Below are 19,838 nucleotides of genomic sequence, written 5' to 3'. Positions count from 1 at the left end.
ACCGCCAGTCCCGATGCGCAATCTCCTGTTGGTCGCCGCCGTCGCCCTGTCCACCACCGGGTGCGGCATCATCTACAAGCAACCCATCTATCAGGGCAACCTGATCCGGGAAGATGCCGTGGCCAAGCTGCAGGTCGGGCAGAGCAAGCAGCAGGTCACCGCGCTGCTGGGCACCCCGTCCATTCCCGATCCGTTCCACGCCCAGCGCTGGGACTACACCTCCAGCCAGCGGGTGAACCGCCTGGGACGTACTGAAGTGAAGAACTTCGTGGTGTTCTTCGAGAATGACACCGTGACCCGTTGGGAAGGCGATTACTTCCCGGGCAACGACAAGGCCCTGGCCCAGCAGACCGTGCGCCAGTTCGGCCGCAACCTGCCGAAGGACAAGAAGAAGAAGGGCCGCTGAGGCCCCCTGCCCGTCCCCACGGACGGGTTGCGGGTATCAACCGCCGAGCGCGCGGCGCCGGCGGTTGTCCTTGGGGTCGGCCAGCAACGGGCGTAGCAGCTCAATGCGGTCACCCTCCAGCAACACCTGCTGCGGGCGCGCCAGTACGCCATGCACGGCCACGGCCGGGCATCGGTCACTGCCTTCCAGCGCGGCGGCGGCAATGGCATCGGCCACGGTCGCGCCCTCGTCCAGCTGCAGCCGGCGCGACAGCACCTGCTGCGGCCAGGCCAGCACCACCTCGACCTCGATCATCGCTCAGGCCTCGTCGGCGACGCGGACGAAATCATTGACCATCCGATCGGCCAGACCCTGGAAGCCGATCGCCAGGGCCGGCCCCAGCAGGCGCGAGCTGGGCTCGAATTCCAGGGTCAGGGTGACCTTGCAGGCGTCCTCGGCCAGCGCATGGAATTCCCAGCGGCCGTGCAACTGCTTGAACGGGCCATCACGCAGCTGCATGTCGATGCTGTGCGGGCGCTGCAGGGTGTTTTCGGTCTGGAACCAGGTGCTGAACGAACCCAGGCCCAAGTCCAGGCGCGCCACCAGCCGGTCCTCGCCCTGCTCCAGGATCTGGGCAGCCGAGCACCAGCGGAAGCGGCGCGGATAGGCCTGGACATCGTTGACCAGGTCGAACATGCGCGCGGACGAATGTTCGACCAGGGCGCTGCGGCGGATAGTAGGCATGAATACAGGACGTTTCGGCAATCGACCGGGCGGGCCCGAATCGGAGACAATACGGAAATGAGCAAGAACAGCGGCAAGGATAAAGCAAAGAGCGCGACGGCCAACAAGACCATCGCGTTGAACAAGCGTGCCCGCCACGAGTACCACATCGAAGAACGCTTCGAGGCCGGCCTGGCACTGCAGGGCTGGGAGGTGAAGTCGATCCGCGCTGGCCGCGGCAACATCATCGATGCCTACGCCTACGTGAAGCACGGCGAGATCTTCCTGATCGGCGCCCAGATCACCCCGTTGATCCAGGCCTCCACCCACGTGGTGGCCAACGACCGGCGCGAGCGCAAGCTGCTGCTGCACCGGAGCGAGATCGACAAGCTGGTCGGCAAGGTCGAGCGCGATGGCTACACCATCGTGCCCACCGCGATGTACTGGAGCAAGAACAAGATCAAGCTCGAAGTCGCGCTGGCCAAGGGCAAGCAGACCCACGACAAGCGCGATGCCGCCAAGGACCGCGACTGGGCGATCGAGAAGCAGCGCGTGATGCGTCGCGGCAACCGCGACGCGTAAGGCCGCTGCGCATCACCCTGTAAAGCCGAGCCATGCTCGGCTGTCTTGGTCTTCTGTAGAGCCGAGCCATGCTCGGCTTCGGTAAGAAAAGCAGTCGAGCATGGCTCGACGCTACAAAAGGCGGGTCACCCCGCCAGCATGCCCTGCCCGCGCATGCGCGGCGCCAGCGCCGCGTGCATCACCGCCAGGTGCATCACCACCGCCAGTTCCGGCGCGTAGCGGTCATCGCCTTCCCGCCACTGCTGGGCCAGCTGCGCGGCATCATCGGGCAGCAACGACAGCAACTGGGCATCATCCAGCGCATCGGCGGCGCCCTGCAGCTGGCGCGCCAACTGCCGCGACTGCCACACGTGCACGCCAATACTGAGACTGGCCAGCGACATCAGGACCACGGCCAGCCCGTGCTCGAACCACTGCGACAGCACTTCCGGCCCCCACAGCAGGGCCGCCAGTACGGCCAGGCCCGGTAGGCGCCAGCCGAGCCAATGGATGCGACCGCGCTGCGACCAGTGCACCACCACCGCGCTGGCGACCAGTGCCGCCGCGGCCGTGGCCGGCAACTCCGTCACCCAGGTGGCCGCCAGCAGCACCGCCAGCACGGCCCAGACCCAGCCGGGCGGCAACGCGCGCCGCCGATAGTCGGCACCGACCGGCCCGATCAGCTGTCGCAGGCTGCGTTGTTGGCTTGCCTCGGTCACCCACAGTCTCCGTGTCTGTCCTGGCCTGGATCGTGATGGCCAGTGTGTCGCAAATTCGTGCCCATGACGTTACCAATCCGCTATGACGGTGGCTCTACAACGTGTTGTGGATTGCAAAGGTGACTGTTCAGCTGTTTTGCCGTAGCATTGCAACCGTTGGGCAGGCCCTGACCGTGGCAACGCGGCATCGGCCCTGTACCTTGCAGCACTGTAGAAACCGGGGGTGCATTGGTTTCGACGGGGGTTGTGAAGTCGCCTGGCGCATGCCGAGGGGGTAGCTTTCCTCGTAAATCCAGCTGCAAAACTCTAGTTGCCAACGACGACAACTACGCTCTGGCCGCTTAAGGCCTAAGCCTCGAAACCGCTTGTGTCCATGCTCGCGGTGTAGAGTCACTATCATGGAATCGCGCTGGGTGGCTGCCTGTCAGTCCGGCACTAGAACACAACAGGCTGGTTCCCGGATGCGCTTTGCACGCCGTGCTGTTCGGGGACGAGATCCAACGGTGAGCTAAGCATGTAGTGCTGGGGATGGAGTGCCTTCGGACGGCGGTTCAATTCCGCCCACCTCCACCAACGAACGGTTCGCCAAGGACCGGAGAAGCCCGGAAACCCCCGCATCACAAGGGTTTCCGGGCTTTTTTATTGTCCGCAGCAGACCGGGGCAATCCGTTTCAATCCATGAGACGGTGGGGGTATATCAAGGGGTATCCGACCGCACCCACTGAAGCGATACCCCCAATGCCACTGACCGACGCAGCCATCAGGCGCGCCAAGCCCAGCGACAAGCCGCAGAAGATCACCGACGGTGGCGGCCTGTACCTCTATCTCACCCCGACCGGCGCGCGCAGCTGGCGCTGGAAGTACCGCATCGCCGGCAAGGAGAAACTGCTGTCGATCGGCCTGTACCCGGATGTCTCCTTGGCGCGCGCCCGCGAGGCCCGCGACGAAGCCCGCCGGCTACTGGCCCGAGGCGTCGACCCGGGCGCGCAGAAGAAGGCTGCCGCCCTCGCCCACTCCGCCTTAGGCTCGGACAGCTTCGAGACCATCGCCAATGAGTGGCTGGCCACACGCCCCTGGGTGCCCAGCTATGCGGAGAAGGTCGAGGCCTGGATGAAGAACGACGTATTCCCGTGGATCGGGTCGCGTTCCGTAGGTGAACTCACCGCTCCTGACTTCCTTCGGGTGGCCCGTCGCATCGAGGACCGCGGCGCGATCGAATCCGCGCACCGGATCATGCAGAACTGCGGCCAGATCATGCGGTACGCCGTGGCCACCGGCCGCGCCGAGCGGAACCCCGTTGCGGACCTGAAGGGAGCGCTCGCGCCACCCAAGGAGGCCCACCATGCGGCGATTACCGACCCCGTGCAGCTTGGTGGCCTGCTGCGCTCCATCGAGGCATACAGCGGATCTGCCGTCACCCGCGCGGCGCTGCGCCTGGCGCCGCTGGTGTTCCTGCGTCCTGGCGAACTGCGACATGCGGAATGGGAGGAATTCGACCTCGACGCGGCCGTGTGGACCATCCCCGCCAACAAGATGAAGATGCGTGCTGTGCACCTGGTGCCGCTGTCCAGGAAGGCGCTGCAGATCTTGGAGGACATCAAGCCGATAACCGGCCGGCACAAGTGGGTGTTCTCTGGCGCCCGCGACCCCAAACGCCCGATGTCGGAGAACGCCGTTACCGCAGCGCTGCGCAACATGGGTTACGACCGCACGATGATGACCGGCCACGGCTTCCGCGCGACGGCTCGCACCATTCTGGACGAGGTCCTGCACTTCCGCCCGGACATCATCGAGCACCAGCTTGCTCACGCGGTGAAGGATCCCAACGGTCGGGCTTACAACCGCACATCGCACCTGCAGGAGCGTGTGCGGATGATGCAGGTCTGGGCGGATTACCTCGATGGCCTGCGCGATGGCAACGTGGTGAAGCTGCGGGCCGGATGACGCCTACACGCCCCGCCGCATCTGCTCCAGCCCCGCCCTCAACCGCGCCTTGCTACGGACGTCCCTCGCGCGGGGCTTCGTCTCTGTCGGCGGCTTGCGCGGCTCCAGCGCTGCCTTGATCCGCTCGATCTCCTTCGCTCCGGCCTCAGCCAAGCGCCGAGCCTGTTGCTGCTGCTCGCGGGTCGGCGGCAGACCAGGCAGTGGCGGGGGCAACTGGACCGGCGTGCTGTCGGTCAGACGGGCGACGGCCTCACGCAGAGGCAGCTCGGGATACAGCCGCGCTGCGCACCAGCGCTCGGCGTACCGCTTCGCCTGCCGGACGTTGGCTGCGCGCACTTCCTTCACCTGCCACATCTTCTGGCCTTCCATCCATAACCGGACCCCAGGGCCGCCGCCAGGTGTGACGCTGGCCGTCTCCCGGCCGTTGTACCAAAGCGCCCAGCGCTCGCCGGTCTGGACCCAGCCAGAGGGGATCGGGGCGGTGCGGAAGCCGTGGGAGTACTGCATGGCCTGAAGGATACGGCCGGCGGTCGCAAAGGCTGCGACAAGGGATCGTTCACCGGCTGAACCGTTCGGGATCACGCCCCGGCCACGGCCTTCAGGGCTACCCTCCGGCCATGTGCGGCCGATTCGTCCAGCTCCCCGTGATCGACTTCAGCCAGCCGGGGCTGGCTGACCTTGCCCCGGGCCTGGCCGAGATCCAGACCAGCTACAACCTCGCGCCGACACAGCGCGCCTCAGTGATTCTGGACCGGGGCGAAGGCCGACAGGTAACCCGGCTGGCCTGGGGCCTCCTGCCGTTCTGGGCCAAGGCCAAGGGCCTGCAGGGCTCGACCATCAACGCCCGAATCGAGACGGTTGTCACCAAGCCCGCCTTCCGGTCGGCGTTCAAGAAGCGCCGCTGCGTCATCCCCATGGCCGGCTACTACGAGTGGTCGGTGAGCCCCGAGGACGGGAAGAAGGATCCGTGGTTCATCCATGCCAGTTGGCCGCTGCTGGCCGCCGGGCTGTGGGAGGACACCAGCCCCCTTCTACCCGACGGCAACCTGGGCACCTTTACCATCATCACCGGCGACAGCAGCGGCGTCTCCGCTGACATCCATGACCGCATGCCGGTGTGGCTGCAGGCCGCCCAGATCGATGAGTGGATGGCCGCCAGCCCCGACGACGCCATGGCGATGCTGCTGGCCAGCGAGCCCCCGGCCATGGAGGCCTACCGCGTCAGCCGCGCGGTGAACACGCCGCGGAACAACCGCGAGGACCTGCTGCAGCAGGTTGCTTAACCTTCACTTCTCAAACAAGGGCATGATCTGCGAAAGCACGATCTTGTGGCCCTCCTTGTTCGGATGGTTGAACTGCGCCATCAACAAGTGCCGATTCCCCCTATAGGCGGCGAAAGCAGCAAGGCTGTCTGCCAACGGCACGTCCAGCTGCTTTGCCAACCCACGGATCATGGCGGCCTGCTCACCCAGTGCGTCGCCGGGCTGGTTCGGAGATGCCTGCTCATCCCATGTCGGCGTCAGTAGTACTGGGCACGCCCCCACAGAACGCACACCATCGACGATCTTGGTCAGATTGCCTTTAGCCACCTCAACACCCAGCGGTCGGTCATTCAACGCAAAATCGATGAGCACCACGCGCGGGTGGTGATCTAGCACATCTCGCTGAAAGCGAGCCAGGCCCTGCGTTGAATTCTGCCCACCTACACCAGAGGTGATGACATTCAACACGGCATGCGGATATCGATCGGCCAGGGCGTCTTCGAGCAGCCTAGGATAGGCGTCCTTCTTTCGAACCTCGGGGGTAATCGCATAGCCCGCCGGTACGCTATGACCGAACGCGACGATGTTGATGGTCTGGTTGCCCGGCCAGGCCACCTTCATATCCTTGACGACAGCTGCGATGCATCGACTGGCTTCGCCTTCATGCGCCAATGGAACCGCAAGAGACTCAGCACGACAGCTTAGGGTTGCGACTGCCACGAACAAGGCGGCAGCGATCGAGGCCACGGTCTTCATGGCGCAACGATACAGCAACTGCTCGCGGCTGTGATCTTGGTAAACCTAGCGTACTCAGCCGAACCCCAGCGGCACCTCTGTCAGGTCCACGATGAAGATCGTGGCGTTCTGAGGGCCCATAGTCACGCCGCCGACCGGGAAGGTGTTGGTGATCAGGGTCTGCGAGAACGTCTCATGCTTCGACATGAAGACTCTATTGTCGCTCGTCATGTGGAAAGCATCGGCGTAGGCAGTACACCGGTCCCGGGATATCGATGCGTAATAGAACCTGGGAGATGGGATGGCGATGCCAATCTTGGTGCCAGGGAAGAACTGGCCGACCTCAACGAACGGCGTGTTGACCGGCGGCGGCGGCAGCGGCACAACCTGCAGCACGCGCACCCCCTTCCGCCTCGAGTCATAGAAGACTGACCCGTCCTCCCCGCGCATGCGCAGCCCCACCGGCCCTGAAGCGGCCCGCTCGGTAGCGTCGAAGGTGTAGTACTCCAATGTCTTGTTCGGGGCATTGTTCGCTGCAAACACGTAACAGCTCAAACCCGACTGGACAATGGAAAACCCAGTGATGAACGCGACGCTGTCGTTGATGTACCTCACCACGTGCAGGTTCGTTGTTCCGGCAGTGCTCGCCAGCAACCCATAGGGAGACGAAGAGGCGAACGGGGGGGATCCACCCGTGGATCTGCCCTGAAAGGAACCGGTATCGAGGGTTCCCGACTTAGCCAACTGCAGGTTTCGATAGCCAGCACCGATCTGGATCTGCCCGGTTCCTTGGTTCCGCACGCGAAGTCCGACGGCCATCAGCTGTAGATCCCGTAGTGAAGGGTGATGCCGCCCACGGTGTTGGTGATCGACTGGCTCAAGAACATCTCCATCCTGACGTGGTAGTTCACCACGTCAGGATCCCAGGACCAGTTGATGCTGTTGCCCGAGATGGTCACCGAAGGCACCAGCATCCCGTACACCGACCGCTGCCCCTCGCAGGTGAAGTAGTAGAAGGGCTCGCCACCGGAGAAATCGTTGACGACGAGCCCCCCGTTCGCTTCAGGAGGTGCCACCCATTTGTTGTTGGAGTTAACCGGGTTGTAGAGCGGAAACCTGTAGGACCCGATCATCTTCGACAGCTTGGTGGTGACCGAGGTCTCCACATACCCGCTCTCGTTGCGAACACGCAGACCCACGTCGGCCATTACAGCAGCACTCCAAGTTCGACCGCAGGGACCCCGTTCGGGTAGTAGACGTAAACGCCCTCGTTGGTGATGTTCATCCGGTATCCGCCTGCGACAGTGCCATTGAACTCGAACCCACCACCTGCAACCTTGTTGATCCGCCAGCCGGTCTGGCCCGGCGAGTAGTCGTCGGACTGGATTACGCCACTAATCTTCGCGTTGGTGATAGCCGCGTCGGCGATGTTCGCATTGGTGATCCATGCCGTGCCGATCAGCGCCTGGCTGATGAACGTCTGCCCGCCCTGAATCACGAACGGCGTGGTCACCTGGCCGTTCACCAGGTTGATCACCGCGAACCGGTCAGCCTGGAACAGGATCTGGCTCTGGTAGCTGCCGTCGGGCTGATTCTCGATGCCGATGCCCATGCCAGCGGCGTAGTACTGACCGTTGGCCGCGACCTGTAGCTTCAAGCTCCACGACGCGCTGATCCGACCATCCATGTCCACGACGGCCTGAGAGGTCTGCTGCACGATCGCCTGAGTTTCGCCAACGCTCGCCTCAACTGTTTCCTGCCGGCGCGCCAGGGCGTAGTCACCCTCTGCAATGACCGTCTGGATGGTGAGCGTGCCAGCGAACACCGTGGAGTCACCTGCACCCCAGTCGCTGTCACCGGCAGCATGGACGTCAAGTTGTGCGAACAGGCCGTCGGTCTTCTGGCCAATGGCCTGCAGGCCGGTCTCCGGGTCGTTGACCTGCAGCTCCAGGGTGTTTACCCGGCCAACCACCGCGCCTGCCTGAGCGATCGCGTCGCCCACGTCCTTCCACTTCGTGCCCGGCGGCTCCTCATTGCCTGCCGTGCTGTCGTTCCACAGCCAGATCTTGCCGTTGTACACGACGGTATCGCCAGGCTGATAGGTGGCGCCGGCCTCCCAGATCAGTGGCACGATCTGGTCGATGCTCTCGATCTTGGTCAGCAAATCCTGACCAAGCGCGCTCTCCGTTATCCGTCCCGAGAAGTAGGCGTCGTAGTCCGACTGGTTTGTGCTGGCCTCTCCCATCACTCCAGCGCCCGCCGGATACCACGGGCCGATGTTGCCACTGCGGTCAACCAGCCTTGCCCAGAAGTAGAACCGCGCACCGGCGGCCAAGCCGTCCAGTTCGAGACGGTTCTGCGGGTAGGCATAGTCGCCCAGCTTCGTGGCCGTCTCGCGATTCGGGCCGGCGCTGCGCCAGATCTCAGTGCGCTGGGTGTCGGTCGCCCCAGGCGGGAATGCCCACGCCAGTCGGATCCCGAACACGATGGACGTGGCAGTCAGAGAGGTCACCGCCGGCGGCGGCTCGGTCTTGCCGGCAATCGTCGTGAGCGGGCTCATAGCCGGGAGCGAGACGGCATTGAGCGCGTTCACCGCCCTCACGCGCGCAAGATACTGGCCGGCATAGATCCCGGGCACCTCGATGCTGGTGGTGGCCACCCGCCCCTGGCGCACCCAGTTGAGGTCGTCGCGGCGCCACTCGACGTCGTAAGCAATGGCCTTGTCGGCTGGCTCCCATTGGATGGTCAGCGTCGGAGTGGCGATGCCCTGCTCGATCACCACGTGCGAAGACAGGGCCACATTGGTCGGCGGCGGCTGCACACTGGGCGGGATGATGCTGATCGGCGGCAGCTCCAGCCGGGTGCCATCGTCGATCGCGGCGTACTTCCCTGGGACGTGCTTCAGCGCCGTCACGTTGAAGGTCAGCCCCTCGCCCTCCTCGATGCCGATCACACGGAACAGTTGCAGCACCAGATCGCTGGACTCTGTGGCCCATACCGACTGCGTAACAGGCACGGCGCTCCATGGGGCCGACACCGTGACTACGCCAGTCGATGCGTTGACGCTATTGATCGTCCGCGCCTCCGTCCTACCGCTGGGGAGCGTGGCCAGCAGCGTGTCGCCGATCTCCATGGCTTCCGGAACGAGGTCCAGCGTCAGGCTGTTGGCACTGGCGGCGCGGACGCGACCAGAGTTGCGACGGCCTGCCCGGTTCGGATCGGACACCTGGATCACGTCACCAGGCATGCAGTTCAAAGAATCGAGGCCGACGGCGAACCGGATCGTCTCCGTTTCAAGGTTCTCGGTGAAGAGAATGTGGTTGCCGATGCGCTGCGCCTGGCCGCGAGAATGGCAGCCTATGGCAGTAACCTCGGTCTGGTTCACACCGTAGCGTGCGATGCCATCCAGGTGCTGCACCGGCTCGACCTTTTGCCGGCCGAAGTCGTCGGGGTCGGTCCAGGACACCAGTGCTACGGTATGCCGCGCCTTCCTGCCGCTGCCCTCGTAGCGAAACTGACCATCGACCACGTTTGCCGGGCTGTAGGTGGCGCCTGGATCCTTGGGCATGTCCGCCGAGGCCATGACCTGCCCCGCCGCATAGAAGCTGATGCCGCGGAACATGCTGGCCATGTCCTGCACCACTTTGTACGCGTCCGCTCGCGTCTGGAGATACAAGCTGCAGGTGAACCGGGGCTCCTGGCCGCCCTGCCCGTCGCTGACGAGTTGATCGCAGTACTGGGCGATCTGGTACAGCCGCCACTTATCAACCCAGTCCAGGGGGATGCGATTGCCGAGACCGAAGCGGTCGTTCGTGACGATGTCGAAGAACGCCCATGCGGGGTTGTTCGTCCATGCCGACTTGAAGGTCCCGTCCCACACGCCGCTGTACGTCCGCCCGATGGGGTCGTAATTGCTGGGCACTCGGACGATGCGGCCCCATATCCGATAAGAGCGTGACGGCACGCTCTGGAAGGCGCTTGCGTCGACCTGCACTGCGGCCAGAGCGCAGTTCGGGTAGCGCAGCTTCACATCGATGATCTCGGTCATCGACAGCACGTTCACCGTGTCCGAGATCAGAGAGTTGTTCTGGTTCGGGGTCAGTCGGCGAATGCGGATCTGCCACTGCGAGCCGGTCGGCAGGTCAATGCGGCGGCTGCGCTCGTACTGAGTGGTCGTCTTGCCCGTGATCGCATCGTTGAGCACAGTCGTGTAAGCGCCGCCATCGACGGAAAGGTCCACCGCGTAGCTGATGGAATACCCGTTGCGGTTGCCATTCTCCTCATCGACCTTCTGCAGCGCAGGCACAGCCAGCCGGATGCGAACTGCTGACAGGTCGGAGCCGCTCACCGTGCGCACGATCGGCTGGTCGCTGCGCAGCTCGACATTCACCCCGATCTCGTTCTCAACCGAAGGGAAGCCGGGGATGTACTCCTGGTCCTGCGTTCCGGATCGGGTATCGACGGTGACGCCAGCGAAGTTAAGCCCACCATCCGGGTTCTGGATCGGAACCTGATTGAGGTAGATCGACTGATTGCCGGCGACCAGGCCACGTATTTCGCCCTCGCTGACCAGGTCGATGATCCTGGCCACGGCCATCGAGTGCAGGCTGTCCGGGGTCTCCACAGGCGTGCGGCCGTTGCTGCCGCTCTTGCCACCGGCGCCGGCCAGCTGCACCGCCTGCGCGATAGAAGTTGGGACAGGAAGGTTCAAAGCTGGTCCTCCGCCATGATGCCGCCACTGATGACTGCGGAACCCGTCAGCATGCCCTTCGTGTCATGGCCGCCATACGCCACCGGCACCGGATTGCCTTGCGCCTGGGTGTTGACGGTCCCGTTCATGCTGTAGTTCGGACGGTTCTCGGGACTATCCTGCGATCCCAAGCCCTTCGGCTGCGGCCCAAGCATCTGCACCACGCCGCCGATGACCATGGCAATACCTGGCTGCAGCAGGTACGGCGCCGTAACCGGGAACACGTACGAAATGACGATCAGCACCACGCCGATGATGGTCTGGAGCACTCCTCCGCGCTTACTTCCGAGTAGAACCGGTGCAATGCGGATGTCCTCGTTCCCGGGCGGGTCCTGCAGCTGATCCTTCGTCAGGTTCTGCTTGCCGACGAAGACTGCGAAGGCCATGCCGTTCTCCTTCGCACGGGCCAGGTACTGCTGGAAGCCCGGCAGGACCGCGCACAGGGCGCGCACAGCCTCGGCAGGACTGTTCACGGCCAACCGGAAAGAGCGGCCGAAGCGGCTGCCCAGCTGGCCGTAGAGGCGGACGGTGCGCAGTCGCTCAGACACGGGCTGCCTCCTTGTGGCGGACGATGTAACGGGTACGCTCGGCCCACATGCCGCCGTAGGTGATGACCTCCGAAAGGCGGCCGTGCATGTGATGGAGCAGCTGGCCGTCGCCGAGGTACACACCGGCGTGGTTCGGGACGGGCGAACGGATCTGCATCAGCACCATGTCGCCGCGCTGCGGCTCGCCGTCGATCAGGTCGAAGCCCTCGGCGCGGAGCCGGTCAAGGCTGTACAGGTCCTGGCCCTTCTCCCACCAGTCGTCGTCGCGCTCGTACTGGCTGAGGCTGATGCCCAGCTCTCGGTCGTAGAAGTCGCGCACCAGGCTGTAGCAGTCCAACTGGCCGTGGGCGAACTGCCGGCCCACCAGCGGCGCCTCGTAGCCGCACGGCTCGATGGTCTGCAGGTCGCCGCACTCGGGATCGGCACCGATGACCTGGCCCACGCTGACGATGTGCCACGGCAGGCCGCTGGCCTCGCACATGACGCGGTCAGCATCCGAAGCCGAGGCAGGGGCGTTCGGGTGGCTATGCACAACGGCCAGCACCTCGCCCACATCCTCAGCATCGGCATAGTCCTCTGCCGGAAGTCGGAAGTGCTCGCTGGGCGTGGTGGCCACGTTGCGGCAGGGGACATAGGCCTCGCCATCGTCGCCGGCCACGATCAGGCCGCAGCACTCGCGCGGGTACTCGGCCACGGCGTGCGCCTGGATGGCCTGCAGGGTCGTCTGTTGCATGGGTGTCGCCCATAGAAAAGGCCCGCACTGGGCGGGCCTGGGTAATGAACTCGGGTTTGAATCGCGGGGATTCGTCAGCTCAACCTGACCACGTCAACCCTGACATCAGGCGCGGCATCAACCACAACTTCGCCGGAAGGTGCGTCGGCGCTGAAGGTGTAGTTGCTTTCATGCTCATGGCCGACTTTTCCGTGCAGATTGCGGACCAAGTGCAGCCGACCGCAACTCATCCGTACGTAGACATTCGCTTGGGCAGCGATGAAATCACCGTGACCCTGCCGATACAACCGCTTGACCATGAAAATCGACATCAATCAGGTCCTCAGTAGACCGGCGGCCGGGAACCCGCCGTAGGGCAGGGGCTTGTCGGCGCCGAAGCGCAGCTTGCAGCTCCCCACCCTGCCGCCACACTGATCACGCGCGGGGTCGGTGGTGGGCACGTCGTTGGCATCGGCCACGGCCGGGCCGTTGTAGCCGCAGTAGGGGCCGCGGTAGCCACCCCGGATCAGCCAGCCACAGACCCCGGCGATGACCTGGCGGCCGGGCAGCTGCTCGCCGTTGAGGTCGATCGCTGTGGTCAGCTCGAACTCGACCGTTTCCTTCGTCTCGGAGACCTTGCGCTCAACGAACCAGATCTCGTCCTGGAAGTGCTCGCCCGGGTCGGCGGTCGGATTTCCGTCGGGGAAGTTCACCGCGTCGAGGTACTTGGCCAAGGTCTGCCGGCGAATCACGCGCGCGCCAACCAGATCGTCGAACAGCAGGCACAGGGCAGTGATCCGGCCGTCGATGTTGCTGACCTTCAGGCGAGGATTCGGCGGCTGATCGCTGGTGCGGGAGAAGCCGGTGGCCTCGATCGGCCAGGGACCGTACTCCTGGCCCTGCCACCAGATCACGCCCGACTGCAGGTGCGCGTGGAAGAACAGCTGATCGGCGCCGAAGCTGCTGGCGTCCAGTTCGAACAGGGTGATGCGACCACCTGGTTCGAGTTGCTGAGCATCGGCGGTGATCATGACGCGCCGGCCTGCAAATCAGCCAGCGCTTGCTCAAGGCCCGCAACCGCCACCTCCAGGTCGCGGATGCGCTTGTCCTTCGTCTGGTGGCCACGTACACACAGCGCAACTATAGCCATCAAGTTGATGTTCATCGGCACATGACGAGTTACCTCGCGCCATGCTGTTTCAATGGCATCCATCTCGACGGAATGGGTGCCGTCGCCGCTCTCGTTGGGGACCTGCACCGTGACCTTCACCGGCCGCTCGTAGGGCTCTTTCTCTGCCACGTCATAGTCACCATCTGTCGCAATAGGAACGACGCTGTGGACATTCTCCGCAAGTAGGCTCAGGTAGCTCTTCTCGCTCTCCAAGAACTCCGGCCGGTACTTGTGGGTGATCACGACGAGACGATTGAGGTCCGTGTCAGCATCACCACTGTAGCCCTCTATGAAGTCCTTCACATCGGCCGAAGAAGTTGGATTGAAGGACACCGCACTGCAGGATCCGTCTGGCGCCAACAAGAGCTGACCAGAGCTGTTGGTCGCTCCATTCGGCCTCAGAAATACAGCGCTACCACTGGCACCTGTCGCCAGCACGACGTTCGACGTTGTGCTGGCAAATGTGAGATTTGCAGATATTCCACCACTTACCGACACCGGCCCATTGAGATTGATGGCAGAGCCACGAATGGACAAAGGGGAGTAACTACTGTTCGCGTTGTTTACGGCGTCCAGAGTCACGCCTGATGCACCCTCGGTTCGGAAGAACAGTTGGTCACCTGAGGTGTTTGGGGTAACGCGAAGCGTTCCCCCGTAGATCACCATGTCACCATTAAGAGTGCCACCGGACTTGGGAAGCGATGGACTGTCCGGACCGAACAATTGACCGAAATTATCGTTGGTCTTTTCGAAGGCGGTCTTCGCCGGGTCGCCCTTGTAGGTTCCATGGTCAGTGGTCGTGTCGATAATCTGGCGGGCCATGGTTACTCCTTACGGCTGGAACGTCTGTTCGAACGTGGCGTTGAGCGTGAACACGTCATTGCCATGGGGAATTAGGTTGTACGTCTTGCACAGGTACAGGCCCTGGACGCCGAGCGGTGGCGTCCACAGGAAAGACACCGCACCCTTGCGGGCGCGCAGGAAGGCCAGCGCCGGCCTAACCTTCGACTTGCGTCCGACGATGGAAATCGGCCAGGACTGCGTTTCGTTGTTCAGGCCATCAGCAGCGGTCTGCCGATAGCCGTCGCCGAACCTGGCCTCACGGGTGAGGAAGTCGCCGGTGCCTGTGATCTCGGTGCGCACGCACCAGGTGAAGACCTCAGCCATTGCTCACCCTCATCTGATGGAAGAGGCCGCCGGGCCGCGACTGTTGGGTGGCCCACTCGTTCATCTTGGAAGTGAAGAACTGATTGAGCCGGCGAGCGTCCTCGCTGCCATCGCCCTGTTGGGTGGTGCTGGTGCCATCGGACGAAATGTTCATCGTGGTGTTGAAGTTGTTGGTGATCCCGCCACCGCCGCCAATGGCGGATGCGGGCATGCCTGCGGTGATAGGGCGAACCGAACCAGCGTCGCCGGGGATCAGATAGGTCTTCCCACCCTGGTCGAACAGTTCGGGCCGACCGCCCTCACCCACCCGGTACATGCTGCCGGCGGCAACCGGGCCGCCACCGGCGCGGCCGCCAGCCATCCCACCGATTGCGCTGCCGACCGCGTTGATCCAGCTCGACCCCGCCCCGCTGTAGCTGCTGGCCCAGCTGCCGATCATCTGGAAGATCTGCGAAGCCGCCGCCTGGGCAGCCATCTTCTGCAGCGTCTTCGCGAAGCTCTGAACCATCCCGCCCAACCCTTCGGAGAACGGATCGAACAGGAAGTCGGCGAAGGCATCCTGCATGTTCCGGGCGGCCTGGTCGGCGTAGGTGCTCCACTGCCCAAAGGTCTGCTCCACCGACGAGCTGGTGTCGTCGTCGATACCGAACATGCCGTCGAAGGCGTCGGCGAACTTCTGGGCGCTCTCGCCCATGATCGATTCGGCCTCGTCGATGTTGCCGAGCATATCCAGCAGCGAAGCGCTGGAACGGAGCGCGGACTGCGCGGCCGCGTCGATGCCCTTCAGGCCGCCGGACTGGATCTCGTAGTTGACCCGGCTCAGCTCCGAGCTATCGCCGAACAGGGCGATCTGCCGCTCCAGCTGCTCATTGGTGGACCGATAGGAGTCCTGCAGCTTCTTGGCCTGCTTGTCCTGCTGCGTTGCAGCCGCCGACTTCTTCTTCTCGCCCTCCGCCCACGTGGCCTGGAGCTTTGCTTCCCACTCCGCTGCCCGGCGCAGTTGCTCGGTCTGGTCCTTGGTTGCTTGGATCTCTTCCGCCGTGGCTTGGGTGCGTCGACCCCGAGGGCCGCTCCTTGCCCCCTCTGGGATGCCGGCTCCGCCACCCTGCATGGCAGCCCAGCCCTTGTCGGCATAGGCGGTGCCGGCCATGTAGTCCTTGGCGAAGGCGTCCCATCCGCCTCCCTGCGATCCGAACAGGCCGCTGTACTGGCCGGTGGCCAGCTTGATGACTGCGTTGCCCTGCTTCTCCACCGCCACCAGGCCGCCCCGCAGCCGATCGAGCCAGTCCTCGACCACCCCAAAGATCTCAGCCGCCTTGCCGATCTCGCGGAACGCCGAGGCGATCCCGTGAGCGACATCGCGGACGCCACCTCCCTCCTTGGCAACGTCTACCAGCTGCGTGGTCAAGTCAGTCAGCGTGGGCAAAAGCTCGCTGGCCAGCTGGGTGAACCAGCCCTGCGTTGCGGCGCGCAGGTCGTCCAGGCGATCGTTGAACTCGGCCGCAGCCCCTGCAGTGTCCGAGTCGATGACGATGCCAAGCGAACGCGCACGTTCCTCCATCGTCCGCATGCCGTCGGCACCAAGACTGAGGAACTCCAGGAACTCCGAGCCCGACTTGCCGAACAGCTGCATCGCCAGCGCGGTCTTCGTGGTCTCGTTGCTGATGCCAGCGAACCGATTCTGCACCTCGGGCAGAAGGTCCTCGAAGCTCCGAAGGTTACCGGCCTGGTCCTTGACCGAGATGCCGAGTGCCTTGAACGTCTTGTCCGCGTCGCTGCCGGCTTTCGACGCATCCGCAATGTTCTTGCTGAACTTGGGGATGATCCCGACCAGCCCCTCCAGGTCCGAGCCAGTCATCTTGGCAGCGTAGCCCCACCCCGACAGCGTCTCCGTCGAGATGCTGAACCTGGCCGACAGTTCGTCGATGCGATCGGCAGCATTGATCGCATTGCTCAGGCCGGTGATCGCTGCGTCCACGCTCGCGAATGCAGCGATCACACCGCCGATCACGCTGCCGATGGCAGTGAACCCGGCCACTATGCCCTTGCTGACACCCGCCGCAGTCTGGCCCATGGATTTCATGGACTTCTCGGCCCGCTGGGTGTCCGTCACGAACGACCCGGTTTTCATCAACAGGTCGATGACGATGGAGCCGGCAGTTGCCATGCGATCAGCCTCTCGGGGGTTTCAAGCCGAATGCTGCAAGGGTTCGCAGGTCGGCGTCGGGGAACTCATGGGCAACCGGCGTCGGCTGCAGGAAGTCGAGGTTCTTCTGAATCGACCCGCCGAAGCTGGCGCCGATAAGCGCTGCTGGTCGGTGGTAGCGATGCAGATCGTCAAACGGGTACAGCTGATAGAACGCCAGCCATCGCTGAAATTCAGGCTCGGGCAGATCGTCGATCTCCCCGAGAGTCTTGCCGAGCGCGAGGCCTAGGATGCAGCTGAAGTACTCGCGTCCACGCTCGGCGATGACTTTTTTGCGTCTTCACCGATCCCGGCCACGGCCATGACGTGGGGGAACAGGTCGGTGAGGCCATTCGCCGTCAGGTTCTGCGACTCGGCCTCGCTCAGGACCAGCGTCCCGTCGGCGTCGCACAGGCTGGCCGCCACCAGGCGCTGCATCGCAAAGCAGGTCTCGTCTTCGTTGCCGGAAGCTTCAGCCGCGCGCCAGCGGCGCATCTGGCCGGCGCTGACCTGGCGGAAGTGCACGGTCTCGGTCGTTCCGTCGCTGAACTTCACCTCGCGCGCGACAGGGGCGTTGCTCGTCAGGATCTTGCTCTTGTCCATCAGCCGTTCTCAGTAGGTGGGGGCCGGGTACGCGACGGCTGGGCGCGCAGAGCCGGACACCCCGAAAGTCTTTGCGTGAGCCGTCAGGCCGAGTACGGCCCGTTCCAGTGGGGGACGACGCTGCCACTGCGCTGGATCGTCAGCGTGCCGCGCACGATCTCGTTGGTGGCGATGTCGATGTTCAGGTCCGCGACGTAGCCACGGAAGCCGATTGAGGTGCGCAAGGGTGATGCGGGAGGCACCAAGGCATCGCCGGTGCCCAATGTGGGCGCAGCTACGCCGTCGCTCAGGCCGATCAGCCAGTCGATGACCTCGCGCGATTCCTTCAGATCGAACAAGATCTGGTGCGACTGGCTGCGCGGGATGAAGTTGAACGGGACGCTGACCTGCCCCGGATTGCCCAGGCCGCCCTCGAACTCCTTGTCACCGACAGTGCTCAGGCAGGTGGATTCGATCTGGTCGGCAGCGCCGCCCAGGCCGGTGATGCCAGTCGGGCACTCGAACTTCAGGACCGAGGCGGTGCTGGAACTCAGCTTGTCCACGGTGAAGAGCTCGGACCCCTGGGTTTTGATGACGCCATCGGTCATTGCAAAGTCCTCTGGTCAAAGAAAAACCGCCTTTCGGCGGCTGTTGGGGTGATGCCAGCGGCTCAGCGCTGGTCGATGAAGTCGGCTTCCATGCCGACGCGGAAAAGTCCCGTGTCAGGGTCGCGGTTGTTGACCACAAGTCGATTGCAGATCAGTTCCGCGTCGAGGGCAGCCCTCACGGCGGTTGCCAGCGCCTCCACTTGACCGTCGGCGTTATCGCCGCCGCAGTAGCAGTCGATCTGAACCGTTGTGAAGTCACTGGTGGGCGCACTGCTGAGGTTGTCGAAGGGCTGACCAGATATGATCTGCCAGGTGATATAGGGCCGCTTCTCCGTCTGCTTGACGAACCCATGCCGGCCAATCCGATCACCGACGATCGCCGCGACCGCGGGCGTGTGTATGGTCTGAAACACCTTCGGGAACATCAGCGGCCTCCCCGGTTCTGCTGAGCCAGCTTCGCCACCAGTCGATCAATCCTCACGGTCAGGTCGCCGACCACCAGGTTGATCGTTTCCTCTCCGCGCTCGTTCACCGTTCGACGGATGAATGAGCGCGCAGGCTGGTGCACCGACCCATACTCCTTCAGCTGCGCCGACTTCAGGGTGCTGACCTGCTCCCCCTTGCGGCCCGGGTACATCCTGCGCTTGATCCGGACCAGGTAGCGCTCGCCGTTGCCGTCGCTGGGCGCCTTACCACGCGTGGCGATGATGTTCTGCGCCAGCAGGCCGGTGGACTCGTCGCCAGGCTCCAGCACGGCCTGCAGGTTCTGGCGCTCCTTGTCGCGCAGGAAGCGCGCCCCCTTGGCCAGCGCCAGCTTCACCGGCCCACCCTTCTTGCTCACGACCTCGGCCGGTAGGCTGCTCAGCGTCCGGATGATCCCGGGTATTCCGCTGATGTTGAACTCGACCTTCATGTCGACTACTGCCCGTCGTTGACGCCGGCCGAAACCGGGATCGTGATGTACTCCAGCCCAGACGTCTTGTCAGGCAGCAGACCTGCAACGTTGAAGATCTCGCCGCGGTGTATCAGGCGCATCGACGGCAGCAGTCCATCGCGGTGGCGCATGGTGATGCGTGCGGTGACCGCCGATTGGGTCTGCCCGGATTGGATGAACTCGCGGGCCGAGAGCGGCTCAACCGAAGCCCATACCGTGGCCACGTCGACCCACGTCGTGGTCTGCACGCCGTCCTCGTCCTTGGTCGTCACCTGCCGCTGGATCAGCAGGCGGTGGCGGAGCTTACCTGCCGGCAGGCTCATGTCAGACCCCGAGGCCGATTCGATAAGGCCATAGCAGGCTATGGGCTCCCATCGGGACTTGGACCGTCGCCCCGTCGCTGCCCTGCACGTCCTCACGCGTGCGGTACAGATGCCCCAACATCAGGAGGATTGCCGCCCTGATTGAGTCGTTGGCCAGCATAGGATCGACGCCCGCCGTACCATCCAGGACTGCGGCGGCCATGGATTCAGTGTCTTTGAACACACGGCGATTGAGAAACTGCTGAGCAGCCCCTTCTGACGCGGTCCCGTAAAGCTCCAACAGCGCGTCATCGTCCGTATCGACACGGCAATGTGCTCGTGCCTGTTCCAGGCTGATCAGCTCCATGGTCAGGCCCTGGCCTTGCCTTGCCGTGCCTTCTTGCCAGCTGGCTGTTCGCTCACGGCGTCGGCGGCCTCCGCAGCGGCTTCAGTGACAGTGGGTTCTTCCGTCACCGGCTCCGGCAGCTCTGCCGGGGGCTGTTCGCTCACGGCGTCGGCGGCCTCCGCAGCGGCTTCAGTGACAGTGGGT

The 19,838-nt window shown here is 64.0% G+C and carries 27 protein-coding genes and 1 other RNA gene; 5 read left to right on the top strand and 23 right to left on the bottom strand.

Going from position 1 to position 19,838, the window contains the following annotated elements; genetic code table 11:
* Positions 1-13 precede the first annotated feature (13 nt).
* On the top strand, positions 14-406 hold the full coding sequence (locus tag AC5P60_RS19290; RefSeq protein ID WP_005409234.1) for an outer membrane protein assembly factor BamE: 393 nt from the start codon (positions 14-16) through the stop codon (positions 404-406).
* 36 nt (positions 407-442) lie between these two features.
* Here AC5P60_RS19290 and AC5P60_RS19285 read toward each other — a convergent pair whose 3' ends face one another.
* Both AC5P60_RS19285 and AC5P60_RS19280 read right to left on the bottom strand, forming a co-directional pair.
* Positions 443-700: an RnfH family protein gene (locus AC5P60_RS19285; RefSeq protein WP_005409233.1), complete on the bottom strand. Its 258-nt coding sequence runs from the start codon at positions 698-700 to the stop codon at positions 443-445.
* A 3-nt stretch (positions 701-703) separates the two neighbouring features.
* Positions 704-1,129: a type II toxin-antitoxin system RatA family toxin gene (locus AC5P60_RS19280; RefSeq protein ID WP_005409232.1), complete on the bottom strand. Its 426-nt coding sequence runs from the start codon at positions 1,127-1,129 to the stop codon at positions 704-706.
* A 57-nt stretch (positions 1,130-1,186) separates the two neighbouring features.
* On the opposite strand from AC5P60_RS19280, the gene smpB reads away from it, so the two are divergent.
* Positions 1,187-1,690, top strand: a complete 504-nt coding sequence (smpB, locus tag AC5P60_RS19275; RefSeq protein ID WP_005409231.1) for an SsrA-binding protein SmpB — start codon at positions 1,187-1,189, stop codon at positions 1,688-1,690.
* A gap of 125 nt (positions 1,691-1,815) precedes the next feature.
* On the opposite strand, the gene AC5P60_RS19270 is transcribed toward smpB, so the two are convergent.
* A complete protein-coding gene (locus AC5P60_RS19270; protein WP_033834399.1) occupies positions 1,816-2,388 on the bottom strand; it encodes a hypothetical protein in 573 nt (190 codons plus the stop codon).
* A 219-nt stretch (positions 2,389-2,607) separates the two neighbouring features.
* Here AC5P60_RS19270 and ssrA point away from each other — a divergent pair.
* Positions 2,608-2,961, top strand: a transfer-messenger RNA (tmRNA) gene (ssrA, locus tag AC5P60_RS19265).
* Positions 2,962-3,126: 165 nt separating this feature from the next.
* Positions 3,127-4,332, top strand: coding sequence for a tyrosine-type recombinase/integrase (locus tag AC5P60_RS19260; RefSeq protein ID WP_242898925.1), 1,206 nt, complete (start codon positions 3,127-3,129; stop codon positions 4,330-4,332).
* 3 nt (positions 4,333-4,335) lie between these two features.
* Here AC5P60_RS19260 and AC5P60_RS19255 read toward each other — a convergent pair whose 3' ends face one another.
* A complete protein-coding gene (locus tag AC5P60_RS19255; protein WP_242898926.1) occupies positions 4,336-4,839 on the bottom strand; it encodes a hypothetical protein in 504 nt (167 codons plus the stop codon).
* 110 nt (positions 4,840-4,949) lie between these two features.
* Between AC5P60_RS19255 and AC5P60_RS19250 the strand changes: the two genes are divergently transcribed.
* On the top strand, positions 4,950-5,615 hold the full coding sequence (locus AC5P60_RS19250) for an SOS response-associated peptidase (protein ID WP_242898927.1): 666 nt from the start codon (positions 4,950-4,952) through the stop codon (positions 5,613-5,615).
* Positions 5,616-5,618: 3 nt separating this feature from the next.
* Here the strand turns inward: AC5P60_RS19250 and AC5P60_RS19245 are convergent, their stop codons facing one another.
* The 19 genes from AC5P60_RS19245 to AC5P60_RS19155 form a co-directional block, all read right to left on the bottom strand.
* Positions 5,619-6,350, bottom strand: coding sequence for an SGNH/GDSL hydrolase family protein (locus tag AC5P60_RS19245; protein ID WP_088470497.1), 732 nt, complete (start codon positions 6,348-6,350; stop codon positions 5,619-5,621).
* Between the two features lie 54 nt (positions 6,351-6,404).
* Entirely contained in the window at positions 6,405-7,148 is a 744-nt protein-coding gene (locus AC5P60_RS19240) for a hypothetical protein (protein WP_088470496.1), read from the bottom strand.
* The gene (locus tag AC5P60_RS19235) at positions 7,148-7,537 is read right to left on the bottom strand and encodes a hypothetical protein (protein ID WP_088470495.1); all 390 of its coding nucleotides are present in this window, start codon (positions 7,535-7,537) and stop codon (positions 7,148-7,150) included. Before AC5P60_RS19235 ends, AC5P60_RS19240 begins: the two co-directional genes overlap by 1 nt.
* Positions 7,537-11,040 carry a TipJ family phage tail tip protein gene (locus AC5P60_RS19230; protein WP_242898928.1) on the bottom strand — a complete coding sequence of 1,168 codons (3,504 nt, stop codon included), beginning with the start codon at positions 11,038-11,040 and terminating at the stop codon, positions 7,537-7,539. Before AC5P60_RS19230 ends, AC5P60_RS19235 begins: the two co-directional genes overlap by 1 nt.
* On the bottom strand, positions 11,037-11,627 hold the full coding sequence (locus AC5P60_RS19225) for a tail assembly protein (RefSeq protein WP_242898929.1): 591 nt from the start codon (positions 11,625-11,627) through the stop codon (positions 11,037-11,039). Before AC5P60_RS19225 ends, AC5P60_RS19230 begins: the two co-directional genes overlap by 4 nt.
* Positions 11,620-12,360 carry a C40 family peptidase gene (locus tag AC5P60_RS19220; protein ID WP_242898930.1) on the bottom strand — a complete coding sequence of 247 codons (741 nt, stop codon included), beginning with the start codon at positions 12,358-12,360 and terminating at the stop codon, positions 11,620-11,622. The genes AC5P60_RS19225 and AC5P60_RS19220 overlap by 8 nt, the downstream gene beginning before the upstream one ends.
* Positions 12,361-12,434: 74 nt before the next feature.
* Positions 12,435-12,671, bottom strand: coding sequence for a hypothetical protein (locus AC5P60_RS19215; protein WP_242898931.1), 237 nt, complete (start codon positions 12,669-12,671; stop codon positions 12,435-12,437).
* Between the two features lie 3 nt (positions 12,672-12,674).
* A complete protein-coding gene (locus tag AC5P60_RS19210; RefSeq protein ID WP_242898932.1) occupies positions 12,675-13,370 on the bottom strand; it encodes a phage minor tail protein L in 696 nt (231 codons plus the stop codon).
* Positions 13,367-14,332 (bottom strand): hypothetical protein, encoded by a 966-nt coding sequence (locus tag AC5P60_RS19205; RefSeq protein ID WP_242898933.1) that lies wholly within the window; start codon positions 14,330-14,332, stop codon positions 13,367-13,369. Before AC5P60_RS19205 ends, AC5P60_RS19210 begins: the two co-directional genes overlap by 4 nt.
* Before the next feature lie 9 nt (positions 14,333-14,341).
* Positions 14,342-14,677 carry a phage tail protein gene (locus AC5P60_RS19200; RefSeq protein ID WP_242898934.1) on the bottom strand — a complete coding sequence of 112 codons (336 nt, stop codon included), beginning with the start codon at positions 14,675-14,677 and terminating at the stop codon, positions 14,342-14,344.
* The gene (locus AC5P60_RS19195) at positions 14,670-16,844 is read right to left on the bottom strand and encodes a hypothetical protein (protein WP_242898935.1); all 2,175 of its coding nucleotides are present in this window, start codon (positions 16,842-16,844) and stop codon (positions 14,670-14,672) included. The genes AC5P60_RS19200 and AC5P60_RS19195 overlap by 8 nt, the downstream gene beginning before the upstream one ends.
* Before the next feature lie 4 nt (positions 16,845-16,848).
* A complete protein-coding gene (locus tag AC5P60_RS19190) occupies positions 16,849-17,010 on the bottom strand; it encodes a hypothetical protein (RefSeq protein ID WP_425529290.1) in 162 nt (53 codons plus the stop codon).
* 98 nt (positions 17,011-17,108) lie between these two features.
* Positions 17,109-17,465 (bottom strand): phage tail assembly chaperone family protein, TAC, encoded by a 357-nt coding sequence (locus AC5P60_RS19185; RefSeq protein ID WP_180859114.1) that lies wholly within the window; start codon positions 17,463-17,465, stop codon positions 17,109-17,111.
* An 83-nt stretch (positions 17,466-17,548) separates the two neighbouring features.
* Entirely contained in the window at positions 17,549-18,052 is a 504-nt protein-coding gene (locus AC5P60_RS19180) for a phage tail tube protein (protein ID WP_088470487.1), read from the bottom strand.
* Positions 18,053-18,114: 62 nt separating this feature from the next.
* On the bottom strand, positions 18,115-18,477 hold the full coding sequence (locus tag AC5P60_RS19175; protein ID WP_242898937.1) for a DUF3168 domain-containing protein: 363 nt from the start codon (positions 18,475-18,477) through the stop codon (positions 18,115-18,117).
* Positions 18,477-18,965 carry a hypothetical protein gene (locus AC5P60_RS19170; RefSeq protein ID WP_242898938.1) on the bottom strand — a complete coding sequence of 163 codons (489 nt, stop codon included), beginning with the start codon at positions 18,963-18,965 and terminating at the stop codon, positions 18,477-18,479. The genes AC5P60_RS19175 and AC5P60_RS19170 overlap by 1 nt, the downstream gene beginning before the upstream one ends.
* Positions 18,966-18,970: 5 nt before the next feature.
* Positions 18,971-19,309: a phage head closure protein gene (locus tag AC5P60_RS19165; protein ID WP_242898939.1), complete on the bottom strand. Its 339-nt coding sequence runs from the start codon at positions 19,307-19,309 to the stop codon at positions 18,971-18,973.
* A gap of 1 nt (position 19,310) precedes the next feature.
* Positions 19,311-19,655 carry a head-tail connector protein gene (locus tag AC5P60_RS19160; RefSeq protein ID WP_242898940.1) on the bottom strand — a complete coding sequence of 115 codons (345 nt, stop codon included), beginning with the start codon at positions 19,653-19,655 and terminating at the stop codon, positions 19,311-19,313.
* A 2-nt stretch (positions 19,656-19,657) separates the two neighbouring features.
* A partial coding sequence (locus AC5P60_RS19155; protein WP_495201804.1) for a hypothetical protein occupies positions 19,658-19,838 on the bottom strand: 181 nt, incomplete at its 5' end.

The sequence above is a fragment of the Stenotrophomonas sp. YJH_SMC_120 genome, assembly GCF_059368675.1.
The sequence above is the reverse complement of the archived record's forward strand: the minus strand, read 5'-3'. Positions and strand labels throughout refer to the sequence as shown.